Origin of the sequence: Brevundimonas sp., from assembly GCF_029946145.1 — a bacterium.
In the GTDB taxonomy this organism is placed as follows: Bacteria; Pseudomonadota; Alphaproteobacteria; order Caulobacterales; family Caulobacteraceae; genus Brevundimonas.
The window spans coordinates 12732-31424 of sequence record NZ_JAQSDY010000029.1 but is presented as its reverse complement, the minus strand read 5'-3'; the positions used below and the strand labels follow the sequence as shown (position 1 = coordinate 31424).

8 protein-coding genes are annotated in these 18693 nt (G+C 66.7%); 4 read left to right on the top strand and 4 right to left on the bottom strand.

What is annotated here, in order from left to right; translation table 11 throughout:
* The first annotated feature begins 17 nt into the window (after positions 1-17).
* Genes PSV23_RS15725 through PSV23_RS15710 form a run of 4 tightly spaced genes read left to right on the top strand, consistent with a single transcriptional unit; the run spans position 18 to position 7343 of the window.
* Entirely contained in the window at positions 18-2489 is a 2472-nt protein-coding gene (locus tag PSV23_RS15725) for a DEAD/DEAH box helicase (RefSeq protein WP_300470851.1), read from the top strand.
* Positions 2486-3376 carry a hypothetical protein gene (locus PSV23_RS15720; RefSeq protein ID WP_300470849.1) on the top strand — a complete coding sequence of 297 codons (891 nt, stop codon included), beginning with the start codon at positions 2486-2488 and terminating at the stop codon, positions 3374-3376. The genes PSV23_RS15725 and PSV23_RS15720 overlap by 4 nt, the downstream gene beginning before the upstream one ends.
* Positions 3376-6648 (top strand): hypothetical protein, encoded by a 3273-nt coding sequence (locus PSV23_RS15715; RefSeq protein WP_300470847.1) that lies wholly within the window; start codon positions 3376-3378, stop codon positions 6646-6648. Before PSV23_RS15720 ends, PSV23_RS15715 begins: the two co-directional genes overlap by 1 nt.
* Positions 6645-7343, top strand: coding sequence for a hypothetical protein (locus PSV23_RS15710; RefSeq protein WP_300470845.1), 699 nt, complete (start codon positions 6645-6647; stop codon positions 7341-7343). Before PSV23_RS15715 ends, PSV23_RS15710 begins: the two co-directional genes overlap by 4 nt.
* 12 nt (positions 7344-7355) lie before the next feature.
* On the opposite strand, the gene PSV23_RS15705 is transcribed toward PSV23_RS15710, so the two are convergent.
* The 4 genes from PSV23_RS15705 to PSV23_RS15690 all read right to left on the bottom strand — a co-directional run bounded on the left by PSV23_RS15705 (position 7356) and on the right by PSV23_RS15690 (position 18477).
* Positions 7356-8301 (bottom strand): IS630 family transposase gene (locus PSV23_RS15705; protein WP_370461094.1). Its coding sequence is split into 2 segments (ribosomal slippage): positions 7356-7950 and positions 7949-8301, totalling 948 coding nucleotides; the frame shifts between segments, so codons are not numbered across the junction.
* Positions 8302-8400: 99 nt separating this feature from the next.
* On the bottom strand, positions 8401-14703 hold the full coding sequence (locus PSV23_RS15700) for an AAA domain-containing protein (RefSeq protein ID WP_300470839.1): 6303 nt from the start codon (positions 14701-14703) through the stop codon (positions 8401-8403).
* Entirely contained in the window at positions 14700-17000 is a 2301-nt protein-coding gene (locus PSV23_RS15695) for a hypothetical protein (RefSeq protein WP_300470837.1), read from the bottom strand. The genes PSV23_RS15700 and PSV23_RS15695 overlap by 4 nt, the downstream gene beginning before the upstream one ends.
* Positions 17001-17238: 238 nt before the next feature.
* Positions 17239-18477 (bottom strand): DUF3363 domain-containing protein, encoded by a 1239-nt coding sequence (locus tag PSV23_RS15690; protein WP_300470834.1) that lies wholly within the window; start codon positions 18475-18477, stop codon positions 17239-17241.
* Positions 18478-18693: the final 216 nt, after the last annotated feature.

Genomic DNA, 18693 nt, shown 5'->3' with positions numbered 1-18693 from the left:
CAATGGGGGGTGACGCAATGAGTCCGGATATGCCGGGCCGCGAGGTTCTCGACGTCGGCGAGACGTCGTGGCTGACGGCGAGCCGAGCGAGATGTCGCACCGCCTTGCTTGAAGCTTGCGCGCCCGCGGACCGCGCTGCGCTTCTCCGGTCCTGGGTCAGACTGTGCGACGGTCTGCTCGATATCGCCTCGGAGGGCGTGACGCTCACCCAGGAAGACGAGGGCCAACTCGGCCGCTTCGGTCTGGCCCGAAGTGGTGCGGGCCATGTCCGGCTGGTGAGCGAAGCCTTGGCCCTGGATGGTCTCGCGGAGGCCCTCACGCTCGACCAGAGGAACCGGCAGGCGTTCGAAGCCGCGGCGCCAGATGGCGTTTTGATCCGATCCAGCCAGCACAAAGCCTATCGGCATGCGGCGCAGAAGGCCTCGGTCAGAGCGATGCTGACCCAACCCGACGGGTCAGGTCTGATGGTCAGCATGCCGACGGGCTCCGGCAAGAGTCTGCTGTTCCAGATCGCGGCCCTGGAAGGGCGGCGGCGTGATCCCGGCGTCTGCGTCCTCGTCATCACCCCGACGATCGCCCTGGCCCTCGACCATGCCCGAAGCCTTGCCGCCGTGCCGGGTCTCGAGGGCAGCCGGGCCTTGACCAGCGACACGGGGGTGGCCGAAAGCGCCGCCATCATCGACGCCTTCCGCCGCGGCGAAGTGCCGGTGCTTCTGCTGTCGCCCGAGAAGGCGTTGAGCCCGGCGCTCGCCGACTATCTCGCCGAATGCGCCTCCCCCACCGCGCGCCTGCCGGGTCTCGACGGTCGGCTGACCCACCTGTTCGTCGATGAGGCCCACATCATCGAGAGTTGGGGCCGAAACTTCCGGCCCGATTTTCAACGCCTGCCGTCCCTGTTGGCGCGATTGCGCGTCGCGAACCCCGCCCTTCGCGCGGTGCTTCTTTCGGCGACGCTGCCTCCAAGCGCCCGCAGGGTGCTGGAGGCCGGATGGCGCCTCGGGGGGTCTTGGCTCGAAGTCGACGCGCAATTGCCCCGCTACGACCACGACGTCGTCATCGCGCCGTTCGAGCGCGCAGAGGACAGGGACGAGCAGCTTTGGCGGGTGATCGACCGGGTGCCGCGGCCCGCCATTGTCTATTTGACGGAGGTCGAGGCGGCGAAGTCCTGTTTCAAGCGGCTTACCGGCGACGGAGGGCACGCGCGGATCGCGCTGTTCACGGGGGAGACCACCGGCGCGGAGCGGACGCGGATCATCGACGCCTGGGCCGCCGATGCGCTCGATCTCGTCGTCGCGACCTCGGCCTTCGGCCTGGGGATCGACAAGGGCGACGTCCGGACCGTCATCCATGCCTGCCTGCCGGAGAGCGCGGCCCGCTGGTACCAGGAGATCGGACGGGCGGCCCGGGACGGGGGCCAGGGCCTCGCGGTCTGCCTGTTCACGAGTGGCTTCAAAAAGAGCGACGCCTCGATGGCCTTCGGCCTGGCGACGAACGGCTTGCTGACGCGCGAGATCGCGGTGCCTCGCTGGGAGGCCATGCTCGAACAGGCCAGCCAATCGGAGTGGATCGGCGGCAAGCGACAACTGACCCTTGATCTGGACGCCATTCGCGTCGGCCTCGCCCCACTGAGCAGCGACTATAACCGGGCCTGGAATCGCGCCCTTTTGACGCTCATGCAGCGCGCGAACGGCATTCAGGTCATGTCCGTATCCAGCCAGTCCGACGCCCCGGGCGTGACCTGGAGGGTCGAACTGACGGAGGCGACCCTTTCCGACCCGGCCGAAACGGACGTCTGGGACCGGATCTATGCGGTGCGCGATGCTGAACTGCGACAGATCCGGGCTGAGTTGACGCCCTTCGAGGCCATGATGACGGCTCCCGCCAAGACCTGCGTGACGAGGGCGGCGTTCGAACTCATCGAACCCCTCGCCCTGGCGCCGCCGTGCGGCCGATGCCCGGCCTGCCGGGCGGCAGGCGCTTCGCCGCCCGTGCGCCTGCATTGCGCGGGCCTTGAACGCTTTTGGGACGTGGGGGCGCGGCCCCTGGCCGGCCATCCCGCCGGCGTCCTGCTTCTGGAACCCGCGGACCCGGACTACGACCGCGGCCTGCCAGGCCTGTTGCGACGTTTGACATCGGCGGGGTTCGAACAGTTCGTCGTGCCGGCGCGACTGGCCAACCGCGCCGCGGCGCTTCTCGCCGAGACGTCGGGCCTCGCCCTGCTTCTCTCGACCCGCGACCTCTCCGGCTCGGGGCGACCGGCGCGATTGTCCACGGCGATCATCCTAGACGCGGACGATGGCGTCGCCCTGGACCAGGTCCGCGATGTCGCCGCCTGGAGTTCGCAATGGCCGGAAACGACCTGGTGTGTCATCGATCGTGGCGGTCGCTCGCTGTTCGGTCGTCGACTGGACCAGATGGTCTCTCGTCATGCGCCCTTGCCTGAGGCCGCTTTTGAAGATGTCGTCGGCGAGCCTGAGGTGGTGTCATGAGCGTTCTTTCGAGCCCCAACGGGTCGCCGGAGCGGGTCTGGTCGCTCGTCGCGGGCCTGGACGCCCTCGGCGGTCGCACGGAGCGCGCCCTGCTCGATGGTCTGTTCAATCCCGGTTATCTCGTCGATGGCGAGAGCAACAAGGTCAAGGACAGTCTCGCCAACGATACCTATGGCGCGGCGTCGAGCCTCGGGCTTTTGCAACTCAACGGCAAGGAGGTCGTGCTGGCCCCCGAGTTGCTCTCCCGGTCCGCCATGGAAATGGCCGACGTCGTCTATGACGAACTCTGCGGACGGGCCGCGGGTGATACGGACGCGCCTCTCCTCGACTCCTATGCCTGGGTCGCGATCGAGGCGGATCGCCTGCAGGACCTGGCCTGGCTTTTCGATCTCAAGGGATCCGAGGTCGCGGATCGCATCAACACGGTGCTCGTCGAGGAGGGGGCGTCCGGTTCGGCCATGAATCCCACCAAATGGGTCGCATGGCGGAGATGGATGGCGTTCCTCGGACTCTCCGCGTCGCTGCCTTTCGCGAGCGCCCAGGACTACCTCGATCCCAGCCGTAGGTTGGCGCGCGAGATCGTCCGGGAAGCAATCGAGCCCGGCCAGCGCCTTTCGGCGCCGGTGTTTCTTGAGATCATCGCACGCCGCCTGCCCTTCCTGGACGGCGGCCGGCTGTTCACCCGGTTGAGCAATCAGACCAATCACACGCCTGCGCCGCGGCGGATCAGCCCGCTTCTGAGCATCGCCCTTCACGGACTGCATCAGCAGGGTCTCGTCCAGTTGCTGGTCTCCGGGGACAGCGCCGGTGTGTACAAGCTGTTCGAGACGGAGGGCGACGGTCCCGTTGCGTTCGACGCCGTCATGATCGGCGAGGAGACCCGCTGATGAGTTTGGCCATGGACGCCTGTTGGCAGGCCGAGGACGCCAAGGCGATCTTCGTCACCGAGGCGCTTGAAGGCGATGACGCCATCTTCCTGGCGACCCATACGCCCATCGAGGGGTTCGATGTGGCGGGCAGAGACGCCGGCGAGTTCGCCGCTCTGGATGAGCGTTCCGTTCTGATGTCGCTGTCCGACGCCAACCGCACCCACGCCTTTTGCGTGGTGCAGGGCGAGCCCGGATCGGGCAAGTCACACATCATCCGATGGTTGTCGATCAACTGGCCCCGGGGCGAGGACGTCAAACTTCTTCTCCGGCGCGCGGACGGGAGTCTGGAAGGCGCGCTGACGCAGTTGAAGGCGCGGCTCCCGGAAGAGTTCGCCCCGCTGTTCGACACCTTGGGCAAGCGTCAGAAGGCCTCGTCCCAAGGCCGGGCGAACATCTTCCTGAGCACGCTCGCCAACACCCTCGAGGTGGGCCACTACGATCCTCCCCTCGACGACGAACAATGGTGCCAGGACTTCGCCCCCGCCGAGATCCTCGGCCACGCCAGGATCAAGGGCCGATGGGCCAGCCCCGCCCGCATCCTCGGCCTCCTGGAGGGAGCCAAGGGCGAGCGGAACTCGGCGTCGGCGACTTTCGACCTGTTCGACATCGAGGCGCTCGCGGACCTGTTGGGCGTCATCTACAACAGCGGCGTCTCGGGCAAGGCCGAGGAACTCGCCCGACGTCTGGTCCGGGAAGGCGAGACGATCGCGGCCTACCGCGCCGAGGGCTGGCTCGCCGACGAACTGGCGGCCGACATTGAGGCGCAGGGCCGGCTTCGGACGAGCATCGCCTTTCTGAAGGTTCTCAACCGGCGCAAGAACGACGCGATCCAGAATGTGCTGGGCGTTTCGGCGGAGGGTCTGAAAACCCTTTTTCGGAGCGTTCGCCAGGCGCTCGCGCAACGCGGCCAGAGGCTTGTTCTGCTCCTGGAAGACATCACGTCCTGGGAAGGTCTGGACGACAGCCTGATCGACGTCCTGACCTTCAACGCCGACGCCAGGGGCGATGAAGACGAGGTGGACGTCTGCCCGCTGATCTCCGTCGTGGGGGTGACGCCAGCCTACTACGACAAGCTTCAGCCGAACTTCAAGCAGCGGATCACCCACGAAATCCGGCTCGGCGAGGCCGATGGCGGCTTGCAGGACGTCGCGACCCTGCGGGACCCCCGGGGACGCCGCCAGTTTCTCGCCCGCTACCTGTCCGCCGTACGGGCGGGCGAGGTGCGGCTCAACGGCTGGAGACGTGAGTTCGCCAACGACGACAGCTTGGCGCCGCCCAATCGCTGCGATCCTTGCCCGCATCGGGACAGCTGTTTCGCCACCTTCGGTCAGGAAGGCGATATCGGGTTGTTCCCGCTGACGCCCACGGCCATCGACAACATGTTCGAGGCCTTGAAGGAGAATGACGGGGGACAGACCTGGAAGACGCCGCGCGGCATGCTGCAGGCGATCCTCAATCCCTCCCTCTCCCAGCCCGACGCCCTGGCGGAAGGCCGGTTTCCGCCACGGCACATAGAGCCGACCGCCTTCAAGGAGGACCGCCGGTCGGACCGAGCCTTGTCGCGCCGGCTCAACCAGATCGTCTCCAACAAGATCGAAGATCCGGTCGAACAAGCCCGGATGCGGCGACTGTTGGCCTATTGGGCGGACCCCGACCGCGCCGACACCACCGAACGGGACGGCGAACTGGCTTTCGCCACCGCGCCGAAGAGTCTTTTCGACGCGCTCCGGCTTCCCTGGCTGGGCCAAGATGTCGCCGGCGCGGCGCCGGCGGAAGACGCCGCCCCCGCCATCGAACCGGTCGCGGACGTTCCGCTGGAGGTGGCCGACGCGCCCGAGCAAGGTCCCGCGACATCGCTGTTGGCTCGCCCGGTTCGCCCGACCGTCTCCATCCCCAAGCCGAAACGCGCCTCGGTCAAGGCGTCTGAGTTCGACATCCTGCGCGACAGCGCCCGCGCCTGGGCGGCGAGCGAGCGGATCGAAACCGCGAGCCGCTGGAACACCCTGCTTTACGAGATCGTGTCTCGGCTGGATTCCAGGCGGATCAATCTGCCCCCGGCGCTTTTCGCGAGGCTCGTCACCGCGGAACGGGTGAAGCTCGAAGGCACGACCTCCGGCGCGCGAGACTACCTGATCCTTCCCCGCGAGGCTTGGGCTCTGGACGGCCTGGAGGCCTATCTCGCACTCGGGTGGGACAAGACGCTCTCTGCGGGCGATGCGGACTTCCATCGCCGAAACCTGGCCGCCTTCATGGGCCGGCTCGAGCAGATCGCAGCCGCCTTCATCACAAGACGCGTGCCGACCACGGCGGATGGCGAACTCTGGCGGCCCGCCGGGTCGATCGCCCAGATCCTGCTTCTTCGCGGCTGGCTTCGAGGGTCGGTGTCGCCCGAGGCGCCGCTCTGGGAGCAACTCCGCGACATCCTCAGCGACGAGCAGGATCCGACCAGCGACCTTCGGGCGCGATGCCTCCCTTGGCAGGAATGGCTGACCGCCACGGACAAATTCCACACCCGATTGCGCGCCGAACTGCGCGCGCTGATCGCCCTGCCTCTCGCGACGGGCGACGGAATCCCCACCCACGGTTTGACGGACGTCAGCGACGTAGCGCCCGCCCTGGCGCGCCTCGTCTCCACCGGATCGGCCGACGCCCCGCCGCAGGGCGACTGCAGCATGCCCGACGAGTTCGGCAAGACGATCGAGCTGCTCGGGATCTGGAAAGAAAAAGGCGGCCAGATCGACAGAACCGAACTGGCTCAGTTGAAGAACAGGGGAGCCAATCTGATGGAGCTTCTCCGAGGGCGATCCATCGCGGACCATCTCAAACGCCTGGATGCGGCGATATCGCCCGTCTCCATCCTTCTGCCCGCCGTCGGGACGGAGCGCATCTCGGCGTTCAAGGCGACGTTCGACCGACTGAAGAGCGCAGGGCGACTGGACGCCGAGGTGCTTGAACCGATGGAGGACTGGCTTCTCGATATGGAAGACGCCGAGGCCGTCGTGCCGGCCGCCTTGTCAAAGCGGCTCGGTTGGCTGGCGCGCACCCCGGCGCGGGCGTTGGATGACGTCAACACCCTGTGCCAGGACGGAGAACGACTCGTGGACCTGTTCCACGAACACGCCGCCGCCTGCGTCCGGGATGCCGCGGGGGCGGCGTCCTTGACGGAAATCCAGAAGACCGGGCACGCTATCGCTGCGGCGGCGACCGCCGGTCGAGGAGTGGAGGAATGAGCGATCGCCTGGCGGACCTCGAGACCCTGCTGGATGTGCTGCCCGACGCGGTCGCCCGCAGGCGCCTCGGCGACAGCCTCAATCAGGCCAGCGAGAAGCTGAAAACCTCCGGTCAACAGACCGCGCGGCTGGAAGCGCTTCTCGAGGTGGCGGACTTTATCGGCTTCGTCGGCCAGGGCGACGCCCAACACGTCGTGGACACCGCCCGGCGCACCGCCACCGATGTGGGAGAGAGCCTGTCCGAAGCCCAGGATGAAACGGCGCTGCGAGAGTCCCTCTGGGCCTACGAACGAGAATTCCTGCCCGCGGTCGCGGGGCTGGATCGGTCCGTGAGGTCGAGGATCAGGATGGTGGCGCAGGACCGCTACCATCCCTTGATCACCTACGGCCAACTGCTGGGCGGCATCGCGGCGACCTCGGATCTGGGTGCCCGGCTCACCGCCTTCGGCCAGAAGGCGATCCTTCCCCAGGATCAGGTGGCGACGACGGACCTCCCGACCCTGATCCGGCGCCAGAAGCTTGAATATGACGCACTTCAGGAAGAACGAACGGCGGCGATCGGCGCCGGCGACGTGGGGGAATTCCTGAACGCCCTGGCGGAACATCGCGCGACCTTGGCGTTGATCACGGCGGAAGTCTGGGAATGGCTAAGGGCCAACGACGCCCTGGACCGGTTCGACGTTCTGCCCGCCTAGACCATTCGTCGCTCAAGTTGGTGCGTAGCCGTCGTGGCGGAAGTAGTTGGCGCATTCGCTTGGCGTGAAGGCTTTGATGACCTCAGCGATCCGGTCCCATAGGGCGTCCACGGTTCGCTCGCCTGCGCTTCGCAGGAGGGTCTTGAACTTGGAGAAGGCCAACTCGATGGGGTTGAGGTCGGGCGAGTAGGGCGGCAGCAGCATTCGTCTGGCCTGCCAGGCCTCGATCCTGCGCCGGACCTCATCGCCCTTGTGGGCCGGCAGGTTGTCCATGACGACGATGTCGCCGGGCTTGAGCGTCGGGCCGAGCACCTTGTCGATGTAGACGAGGAAGGCCTCCCGATTCATCGGCCCGTCGAGCAGGAAGGGCGCTGTCAGGCCATCGTGACGCAGGGCGGCGGTGAAGGTGGTCGTCTTCCAGTGACCGAACGGCTGGCGGGCCAGGGCGCGCTGACCTCTGGGAGCGCGGGCGTAGGTCCGGACCATCTTGGTGTTGGCCCCCGTCTCATCGATGAAGACCAGCCGCTTCGGATCAAGATGGGGTTGGTTGGCCTTCCACAAAGCGCGGGCCTCGGCCACGTCTGGCCGCGTCTGCTCGCCGGCGTGCAGTGTTTTTTTTGACGGTGATCCGGTTGCGTTTGAAGAACCGCCGGATCGAGGCCTCGTTGGTCCGAACACCTCGCTCGTCCAGCAGCCGCCGCCCGATCTGCGCCAGCGTCAGGTCGTTCTCCGCAACGATCAGCGCCACCAGCCAGTCCGTGTGCGGCGTCAACGGCGATCTCGGCTTGCCGCCCCGAGGCCGCTGGCCGATGCCACCCGTCTCCGCCTTCAGCGTCACCCAGCGGATCGCCGAGGAGACCCCCACCTGGAAACGCGCCGCCGCCTGCCGTCGCGACATCCCCGCCGCAACAGCCGCCACCACCCGCTCCCGAAGATCGTCCGAACGTGCCTTGCCCATCATCGCCTCCTGTGACGACCTGATGGACTCATGGTTCGGTGCCGATGGGAATCCCAAGCGACATCACATTTGATTCAACTCAGTGACCGATTGCTCTAGCTAGCCTCCCAGGAACGCCGCCACAGCGGTCCGACTGACGCTGCTTTGCACGAGGGTATCGCTCATCAGGTCGCTCGACTGGTGGACGCAGGCGCGACAGCCGTCGACGCACAGAGGTGCCGCGAGCCGATTGACCTGATCGGCGAGGCGGGCTTCCGCGCTGAATCCGCCGTCTCCCAGATCATCAAGCGTCTGATAGGCCGCATAGAGGCGCGCGAGAACGGGCGCGGCGCCCGACTGGGCTTCCAGAACCGAAGCGCCCGCGATCTCCCAATCGTGCGGCTTGCGCCCCAGGCGCTCCCTCAGTCCCGCCTGTACGGCGCGGATCTCGCAGGCGAGATCGTAGAGCGCCATGGGTTCGGCCGACACCGCCTCGATATCGAAGAGGATGCGGAGCACGGCCGACGGTGGCGGAGAGCCGGAGCGACCGATCGCCGCCCCGATCTCGGCCATACGCCGCGGGTCGCGCCGATCCAGCGCCCTCCACGCCACATGGCTGGAGGACAGGGTCCAGAAGCGTTCGACCGCGGCATCCTCCTCCGCGTTCGGACAGAAGGCCGCGAAACCCTCGTTCCACAGCGCGCGCACGCGGTCCCACGCGTCCGCGACCGCCCGGACGGTTCCGTCGCCGTGCGCGCCGGCCTCGCACACGGTGATGACGTCGTCCGTGTCGCCGAACTGAACCGGAAGCCGGACGTGGGCGAGCAGGCGGCGATCATCGCCCTGTCCGATATGGGCTACGAGATGTTTCAGCCGGATCGCCAAGCCGTGGAGCACCATGCTTCTCAGATGGCGCTTGCCCGCCTCGGGATCGTCGCTGTCCCTGAGAACCGCGATGACGACGGCTCGCATCGCGTCGCTGCTGAAGGCTTCAGCCGCCCGCTGGACCCGGGTCGCGGTCATCAGCGGGTGATGGGCGAAAGTCTGGAGTCGCGCCTCTTCGAACAAGGCCTCGAGACGGTCGGTCGCCCAGAACCGGGTCGTGCGGAGAAGGCGGGTCTTGAGCTCCGGGGTCTCGGTCAGGGCGGCGATCAACTGGGCGCCCCGCTCGGCTTCGTAACTGTTCAGGCCGGCGCTTCGGCCTTGCGACTCCACCGCGAACCGGACCGCTTGCCGACGCCACCATAGGCGATCTTCCGCCGTGGTCTTCAGGTCGTGACCCTCCACGAACGCATCGAGCGCGGCGGAGTCGAATGCGAGCCTCAACCCCTCGGTCTCCACCTGGAAGCCATGCAGTTGAGGTTGACGCGTTCCCGGATGGATGAAGGTCTGGGACAGCGCGACGGGCTCAACCTCCCGATCGTCGAACTTGAGGGTGACATCCGCCCCCCAATAGACGCGGGCCGCGCGAAGGCCGGCACCCTGACGACCAAGGGCGTCTCCGGTGTAGAGCTCCACCGTCGCTCCCGACAGCGCGGGTTCGAGGGCTGCGCCGGCCCCCGGCTCTGCATCGATCAGGACAAAGCCGCGGAGGCTTCCTCGACTCTCGTGGCCGAGGGGCTCGCGTCCGTCGGTCAGCGGCCCGATAGGCGCCGACAGGCCTGCCCGATAGCCTGCTTCCGGCGTCCAATGGGAGCCGGCCATTCGCCCGACCTTGTCGAGGCGCACCTGGGTCGGCCGACAGAGGCTGGTCGCGAGGCCCGCGAGGCCCGGCCTGGCTTCGAGCGGCAACTGCTCAAGCACGGCGTCCGTCGTAAGCGCCAAGGACCGGTAGTCGGCAACCTCATAGTCATCGGACGCAAACCAGGGCCCCGGGCCCGACCAAGGCGTCCGCCAGTGGAGGCTCGCGGCATTGTACCGTCGCGTGGCGTTCCCTGGAGCCACGGTCGCCAGCGCCAGACTCACGTCCTGACGCGCGCCGCCCAGCACCTCGGGCCCGATAACGTTCACCGTGGGAAGGTTGATGCTGTCGAACAGCGCGTTCGGGGCCCAGGCCAATCGCTCACGAAGTCTGGGCAGATCGAGGTCGCCCCCCGGAGCGGCGTCGAGCGCCGATCCGAGGAACGCTCCGGCGTCTTCGGCGTCGAAGATCGACCAGACGTCAGCCCCTAGGACCTTTTGAGCGAGACGTTGCGCGTCCGCCAGGGCCGGCGCTCTCACCCCGCCGCCCGGGCCGAAGGCGGACGTCCCGTTCTGACGCTCCCATCGCGCCAGACCATCCAACAACGCCGTCAGCGCCTGTCCTCGTTTGACGAAGGTGTTGTCGGGGTTCAGCGGCGCGTCGAATCCGGCGGGCGACACCATTTCGTGGGGTCGCCTGAACCACCAGGAATCGCGCGGCGAGTAGAGCGACAGCGTCACGGCGGTGGTCGGACGATCATCCGCGCCTCGCCCCCCTCGGCCCTTGCGCTGAACGAAGCTCGCCATGTTGAGCGGGGCGTAGTGCTGGTAGACCAGAGTGATGTCCGGATCGTCATAGCCCACTTCCAGCGACGACGTTGCGAACACGACGTCCGCGCCTTTGACGAGGGCCTCGGCTTCGCTGCTCGTGCCCGAATAGATTGGACTGCGCGCCACCCGGAGAGGCTGCCCCGGGGGCAAGCTGCCCTGGGCCCCTCGCTGTCTCTGATCCGTGGCGGCGAACCACCAGCACTCGCCGTCGGTGAAGCGATCGCAGCCGATGGGATCTCGACAGCATTCGCGCTGAGGCTGACCCCTTGGGTCGTCGCCATAATCGACCGTCCGATAGGCGGCGAGTTCGAGCCCCTCTTCGGCATCGACATAGGCTCCATGGAGCCGCCGCATCTTGTCGATCGAATCGAAGAAGACCAGCGAGCGGAAGCCCCCGTCGCGCCCCGTCCGCCGTCTGACGCCATGCCCCAGACACATAAGGCTCTGGATGGTTGTCGAAGATCCGCTGATGTCGCTTCCTCGCGACTCGATCTCGGGCTGGATGAAATAGAAATATTCCCGACCCCGAGGATTGGTCTCGGTCTCCTTTGGAGTCGGCCGGATAACCGCGACAGATGATTGACCGATCAGCCGGCCCCAGGCCGCCGCCGGATCGCCGATCGTCGCGCTCATTCCGACATTCACCATGGGGGCCATTCCCGGACCCGCGTTCTCCGCGACACGACCCGCGAGCCGCCGCAAGGACCAGCCGACCTGCGATCCGTGAATGTGGGTATAGAGGTGGATCTCATCCGCCAGCAGCAGGCGCGGGGCGGCATAGCCGGGGTCGTCTCCGAAGAGACGTCCGTAGGCGGGATTGTGCATCCATTGATGCAGGCTGTCGGTCGTCGGCAGGAAGAGGGCCGGCGGACGCGCCTTGAGCGCCTCCTTGGAGCCGACCCATCCGTCATAGCGCCAATCGCCGTCTGAGCAGACCAGGGCGTCGGCGCCCTCCACGCCTTGCGCCACCCTGAGCGTGAGGATCCCGCCGCATCGGGGGCAGTTGAAGAACGGGAAGACGAAGCTGTCCGGACCGGCCGGCTTCCAGTCCGAGTTCCGCTCCGGGTGCAGGTTGTCGAAACTTTGAGGGACCGCGCCGACCTGAAGGCCCAGGGTCAGAAGAGGCAGTCCGGGCATTTCCGCACAGGCCGCGAGATACTCGGCGAGACGTTGCGCCTGGTTGGCCGCCAGCCTTATCCGGGGATAGGCCAGGATGGCCCGGACGCCTTTGACGCCGGTCAGGTGATCCGCCAAGGCGGCCGCGATGATCGGCAGGACCGCTGCCTCCGTCTTGCCGGACCCGGTGTCGGCGGCGATGGCCAGGTTCGTGTGGCCCTTGGCCTGCCACGCATCTAGGATCATCGACAGTCCTCGGGATTGAAATCCCGCCAGAGCCGCCGTTGGGCCCCACATGCGTTCGAGGGTCTGTTGAAGACCGACGAGCGCCTGCTGCAACGCAGGATCCCTGCCGGCGGAGGCCGCCTCGAAGACGTCGCCGAGCGGGAGGTCGCGCGTGGGTTTGTCGCGATTCCGCAACTCGACCTTGACGTTTCGGGTCAGATACGGCCGCCGGGCCGCATCATCCGAGCGGAACCGTTGCTTCACATGACGCAACTCGCGAGCCAGTTGGGCCATGCGGGACCGGATGCGGTTGCCCTCGATCAACATCAGATGACCGTTCTGTTCGAGGCGAGAGAGGGCTTCCGTCGCCCCTTCCAAAGTCAGGTTCGCCCGGTCGGCCAACTCGACCACGGAGGTCCAGCCGTCGAAGACGCCGAAATTGATCCGGTGGGCTTCGAAGGACTCGAGCGCATTGAGGAGCACAAAGTCGTCGTCGAGCAGCACCGGCGCCGGAGCGGGCGTTTCCATCTCCACTGAGGCGGCGACCCCCGCCATCTCCACCGTGAGGCTGTCATTCACGGGGCGCAGGTGAAGGACGCCTTCGGCCTCGAGGCGGTGAAGGAGGGGCAACAATTCGTCCTGGCCGCCCGGAGACATCCAACCGAAGCGATCCCGAACCTGATCGTAGAAGGCGTATTTCCCGCTTCGAGCGTCTCGCACGATATTGGGAAGTCGATTTCTGACCTCGGGTTCATCGACCGGATAGACCCGCCGAGGCGCCTCGAACGGTCGCGCCGTCCAGAATGGCCCGAACTTCCCGGGGCGGTGCTGCAGGGAAATCCACCCCAGAAGATGGAGGCGTCGGGCCTCGTCGAAAGGCTCGTGCGGCAGCGCCAGCGCCTTGCGAACCTTGCTGAGCATGGCGCTTCCGAAGCCGCCTCGGGTGGAGACATCCCGTATGCCGGCGAGCACCCGCTCGAGATCGTCAGTGAAGGCCAGGCCGCTCTCGATGGGCGTCTCCGTGATCGTGACGTCAAGCGTCGCCTCACCGCCTTCGAAGCCCTTGGTGAGAATCTCGATATTGATGGTGCGACCGTTGGGACCGTCCGCCGATACCCTGCCTTGAGAGGTGCAGTCGAAGACGAAGCGCCGCAGGATCTCGACCTTGTCGACGATCTCCTGGTCCGCCGGCGCGACATCGACCAGGCGGCGACTGATCAGCACAATCAGCTTGGACCGGGCGCGGGTCGTGGCGACATTCAGCCGCTCGGAGGAGAAGATGAACTCGCCCTCGGCCAAGGCGAACTCGGCGTCGGCGACGCAGTAGGACAGGATGACGGCGTCGCGCTCCTTGCCCTGGATGCGATCGACGGTTTCGACGAAGGCCGCGGGCTTGAGACGAGGCGGCAGGGCGGCCCGGATCGCGGCGTTCTGGGCCCGGTGGGGACTGACCACCGCCAGGCTGTCGGTCCAGAAGGTCTGAGGCGTCAACACGTCGCCCGCCGCGTCCACAACACGCTCCGACAGCGCCTCCGCCAGACGCGCGGCCAAGGCGGCTTCGAACGGATTGGAGATCGAGGCGGAGGGACCGTCGTGCAGCAGGACGACGATCGGAAACTCGGGGTCGAGCGCGGCTCTCGCGATAGCGTCCAGACCGTCTGACCAGTTCGCCGCGAGACTGAGCCTCTGGTCCGGGGCCGCGGACACATAGGTCTTGTCGTAGAACTGGTCGCGGGCGAACTCGGTGAGAGGGCTGTTCAGGCGGAAGGTTTCCTCGAGCTTGAACTCTCGGACCCCCGCCGATTTGAGGAAGGCGTACAAGGACCCGCCCAGATCCCGACCCGTCTGCGGCGTTGCGCGCGCGGCTCGAATGGGCGGCAGCTGACGGTCGTCGCCGGCCACCACGACACGACAGCCCGGAGCCATGCCCGCGAGCGCCATGAGGCCTTGGCCGAGGACGAGTTGCGACGCCTCATCGATGCAGACGAGGTCGAACAGCGGCGCGGTTCGGCCCCCGCCCCCCGGCGCGTCCGGATGGGAAAGAAGCCGGTATAGCGACCAGATGGTGCCGCCCACGACCACCCTGCCCGTGGCGATCTGTCGGAAAACCTCGGCCTCGTCGCCGCGCCCGAGGACCGTGATGCCGTCCGCGATCCCTCCCGCCGGCGGTGCGCCGAAATACAGCGGCGGCGGCGCGTCCGGATCGTGGGTTGCCTGTCGTTTGACTACGCCTTCGAGAACATTGGCCGCGGCGTTTCGGGTGAAGGCGCTCACGAAGGTCCGAGCGGTCAGATCCGAGGCCTGGCGCGACAGGGCATAGGCGGCGATGAGCCACGACAGCAGGTGCGTCTTGCCCGTTCCGGGCGGTCCCAGCACCAGTCCCGCTCTCGAGTGCGCCAGCCCCATCCAGGCCGCCTCCTGGGCCGCCCGTAACGGTCGGTCGTCGTTTTTCAGGATGGACGGCTTGGCGAAGTCGGTCAGTCCCGCCGCCCAGACGTCGGGGTCGCGCACCGTCGCCGAAAAATCGGCCGGGGCCCTGAGGAACTCCAGAATGTCGTCCCGGACCGTCACGCGGCCAATCCCGCGCCCAGGAAGGTGAGGAAGGCGTCGGCCTTGTCCGCATTCAGATCCACGAAGGTCTGGTCCAGCCACCAGCCATCCTGTCCGGCCCGTCGCACAACCTCCTGAAAGAGGGGTGCCTCGAACGTGGGGCGGAAGACGTTGATCCTGATCTCGCCCGGGCTGTCGCCGGGGCGTGGTGAGCACAGATCGCACGCCAGATCACGCCACAGACGCGGATCGAGAATGAGGTCCGGTTCGCCGTCGCTCGCGACGATCCCATATCCTCCGGGCGCCAAGTCCGCATCTTGCGCCTCGCCCCGGCGGACCGCCAGCCGAATCTGCACGACCCGGGCCCGTTTGGAAATATCGATGAGCGTCAGGGGACCCATGGCGCGGCCGGAATCCCGCCGGGTCGCCTTGGGCTGCGCCAATCGGATGAGCGTATCGAGCATTCCCGCACGATTTTCGAGGAGTTCGAAGGCGCGAAGATGATCGAGGTCTCCGGCGTCGAGGGGATCGAAACTCTCCTGGAGACGAAACGGCTTCTTGTTCAGCCGCAGCATCGGTCCTTCGCCAGCCGCGAGACGCGCCTCGTGCTGGCCGCGAAGCCAGTCCGTGACGCCTCGCAAGGCCGCGAGACGGGTGGACACATCCGCGCGGATCTCCGCAGCGCCGGGATGGCCCTTACGGTTCTCTCTCAGGGCGCGACTGACTTCCAGCGAGAGGAGGGCCGAAAACGGCCGCTCGAAGCCGCTCTCCGGCCGATAGGCGGAGACTTCGGGATGGGCTTGGGCGATGGCCTGGCTGACCTGGCGGAGATCGTAGGAGACCGTGACCGGCATCGCGAACAACTGCTCCATCACGCTTCGCACGGCGGTCGCAGGCAGATGCTGCATGCCCCGGAACTCCGGCTCCGGAACAATCTCCTCGGGCGGGAAAAGCCGAACCATGTTCAGCAGCCCGCCCCTCACGCGCGGATCCTTCAGGTGACGGGCGACGGCGTTCTGAAGGGAAATCGCCTCGCTTGGTTCATAGAGGAAGATATGGGCGTGAAGGCCTTGCCCTCCGGCGGCCTCCGTCGCCTCGTTTCTGGCGTCGACGGCCTGCAGATCACTGACCACCGCGGCGAAAATCCGGACCAGGGCGTCGGCTTCAGCCTGACGATCTGAAGTCGGCAGAACCTCGATGATCTCCCTCGCCTCGCCGCCTTCGACATAGGCGTAGCCCAGCGTGGTCAGCCCATCGTCCACGGGGTCATTGTCGGCGAGCAGATAGAGGGCGACATCGGCCCTTGGCGGCATCAGAAAACTATGGGGATCGATGCCGCGGCCGATCGCGCCCTCCCGCAAGGCCTTGGCTCTGTTGATGAGGGTCTCGGCCCGTCTCGAAAGCGACCAGCCCGCTCCATCCATCTTGGCGATCCCCGGCGAGGCGTCAGCGAGGCTTGCGACCGTCCGTATGCCGACGCCGGTCAGGGTGCGCTTCGCCTCGTGGGAGAGGCCGGCGACAGCGGATATATCCCTCCGCTCTGGCGGCCGGGCCGGAGAGACCCATTGCTCACAATGGGGAAGATAGGCGCACTGCTCGCACTTGAAATAGACGTGGAAGAAGGTCTCGTCCTTGCCGGCGGCGACAACCTTGCTCGCCACGACCGGCAGGGTGTTGAGGCAGAAGTCCTCCACCTGACGGAGGTAGGGGGCGAGAAGAAACCGATCGACATCATGGTCGCTGCCCGTGGCGTCGCTTCCTTCGGCGATATGCCAGATCTCCCCATGGTCGGCGACCTTGCCCACCGCCCCGATCTCGTCGAGCACGGCCCTCAGAAGCCGGACGTAGTAGGCGACCTGGGTCTTGTGGAACGGTCGGGCGGACCGGGTCGCCTTGATGTCGATCACCGTGAACACCGGTTGGGGGCCGGACATGTCCCTACGGATCAGGTCCGCGAAACTGTGCCGAAGCCGGAGGTCGCTGCCAGGGCCGAGCACCCGATCGGTCTGACGGGGCCGCAGGTTGACCTGGGCGGCGTATTCCGCGGACCCGAGCCCCTTGAGAAAGCCGAGGGCCATGCATTCCGGCAGACCTTCTTTTGGAACATTGGGTTGAAGGACTCCGGTCTTTTTCGCGAGGCGCGAAACAACACGGTCCTCGAACTCGATGCCCAGGATCGCCCAGGATTCTTCACGCGCGTCCTTCACGACGGGCACCGCGGCGAGATCCTCGGGATCCATGATCTCGTATCGGGTCTTGCGTTCGCAACGATACTGGAACCAGGACTTGATAGTGGAGCCGCTGATTCCGCTCGCCATTCGGCATCGTCCCCCTGAGCGATCAGCGTAAGCGCACGCCGATTCGGTCAATCACGCCACTGTGGTATGACTCGCCCGCCAGGTCCCGGCAACGCGCCACGTCCGTGACACCGCGAGGCGCGCCGGGCGTTGAGAACATGCTTGAAAAACACGCGCCGCCTTTGGCCTTTCGGCTTGGACATGCGCAACGGCCACCTGGGCGCGGTCAACCTAGCCTCAGGCCGGGACGCCGCCAACACTATCGGGACAGATCCGCGGCGCGTCCCAGGATGACCTGCGCCAGCCCGTTGGACAGCGGCTGCACCGTCGCCTGTTTGCCGACCTCCAGCGCCGCGCTGCCCGTCCTCAGACGGGCGTAGTGCTCTGTGCCTGTGTCGTCCCGAACGACGACGAAAGGCGCGGCCCCGGCCTCGTCGTGGAACCCTGTCTTGACGACGACGCCTCGCACGGGGTCTCGGCCGAGAGCCTTGACCTCCCGAGCCCCTTCCAGGCGCCGTTGATTCAGGGCGCGGATGATGTCGCGTCGTACCTGGAGCGTCCGCAGGGTCATCTCCAGATCGTCCTTCAAGTGGTAGCGGCGACCGATCCGCGTCGCCAAGCCGAGCCCTTCCAGATGACGGAGCCGGCCTCGGGTCAAGGCGGCCCAGGCGTCCGTAATCCCCACGCCATCATCGACCATCCCGCCCCCGTCGGCCGCCGCGATCAGTCGCCTGTCGAAACCGGTAAAGCGATCCGCCTCGGTCTCCCTCCAGATACGTCGCTCGGCCTCGACCCGGGAGAGATCCCCCAGCCGCTCCTGTGCCACCTCCTGCGCCCGCGCCCGGAAACCGTAGCCGATATAGTCGCGGGGAATGACCAGGTCGCGGCCGTCCTCGCGACGCCCGCGAACCAGCACATGGGCGTGGGGCTGGTCGGTGTCGAAATGGCAGGTCGCCACCCATTTCAGGTTTGGTTCGCCGAGGTCCGCCGAGACCCGTCCCATGACCTCCCGGACGTAGGATTTCAGGTCGAGGCGCTCGCCATGCTCGGGGGAGATGATGAACCGGAAATGATGCCGGTCCTCGCTCCAGCCGTCGGTCTCGACCGCCGCCAGAACCCCATCGGTTTCCCGGTCGAAAAAGTCCGGCCGCTCGCTCTCCAGGCCCGCGCCTGACCGGCCAAGATAGGCGACGTGCTTGGCCAGGGCCGCCGCCCGGTCGGCGCCGCGTCCGGCATGACGCGAGACCAGCGCTTTGACGATTACCTTCTGGCGGACGTCCAGGCGGAAGGCCCGACCCGACCGGTTCTGGGCCGCCCTCAGTACGCCGGAGCGATCGCCGAGCGCAAAGGCGCGTGAACTCGCAAGCCGTTGGAGCATCCCCTTCCGGACCCCGGCGCGGTCCTTTTTCAAGGAGAGCGGCAGGGTCAACCGAAGCCCGCCGGCGTCCTGGCCAGATCCGGCAGACAGTCGCTCGTCGATGGCGTTGCGGATCAGCATTCGACACCTCACAGCACCGGAAAAGGCCTCCGCCGCAAGACAACTCAACGCAAGTCGCCGATGAGCAGATTCGTCCCAGCTAAGTCACGGACAGAATAGAAGAAACGCGAAGCGTCAAAAACTCCCTTTTATCTTGCCCTCCACCCCTTTTCGCAGATTGTCATACATCGCAATCACAAGCCGACATGCCCAATAAACAGAAACGAAGGCCGTCTC

Bases quoted from the DNA above. Each gene is read 5' to 3' on its own strand.
- PSV23_RS15715 (WP_300470847.1), top strand. From the start codon at position 3,376: ATGAGTTTGGCCATGGACGCCTGTTGGCAGGCCGAGGACGCCAAGGCG.
- PSV23_RS15720 (WP_300470849.1), top strand. From the start codon at position 2,486: ATGAGCGTTCTTTCGAGCCCCAACGGGTCGCCGGAGCGGGTCTGGTCG.
- PSV23_RS15690 (WP_300470834.1), bottom strand. From the start codon at position 18,477: ATGCTGATCCGCAACGCCATCGACGAGCGACTGTCTGCCGGATCTGGC.
- PSV23_RS15710 (WP_300470845.1), top strand. From the start codon at position 6,645: ATGAGCGATCGCCTGGCGGACCTCGAGACCCTGCTGGATGTGCTGCCC.
- PSV23_RS15725 (WP_300470851.1), top strand. From the start codon at position 18: ATGAGTCCGGATATGCCGGGCCGCGAGGTTCTCGACGTCGGCGAGACG.
- PSV23_RS15695 (WP_300470837.1), bottom strand. From the start codon at position 17,000: ATGGCGAGCGGAATCAGCGGCTCCACTATCAAGTCCTGGTTCCAGTAT.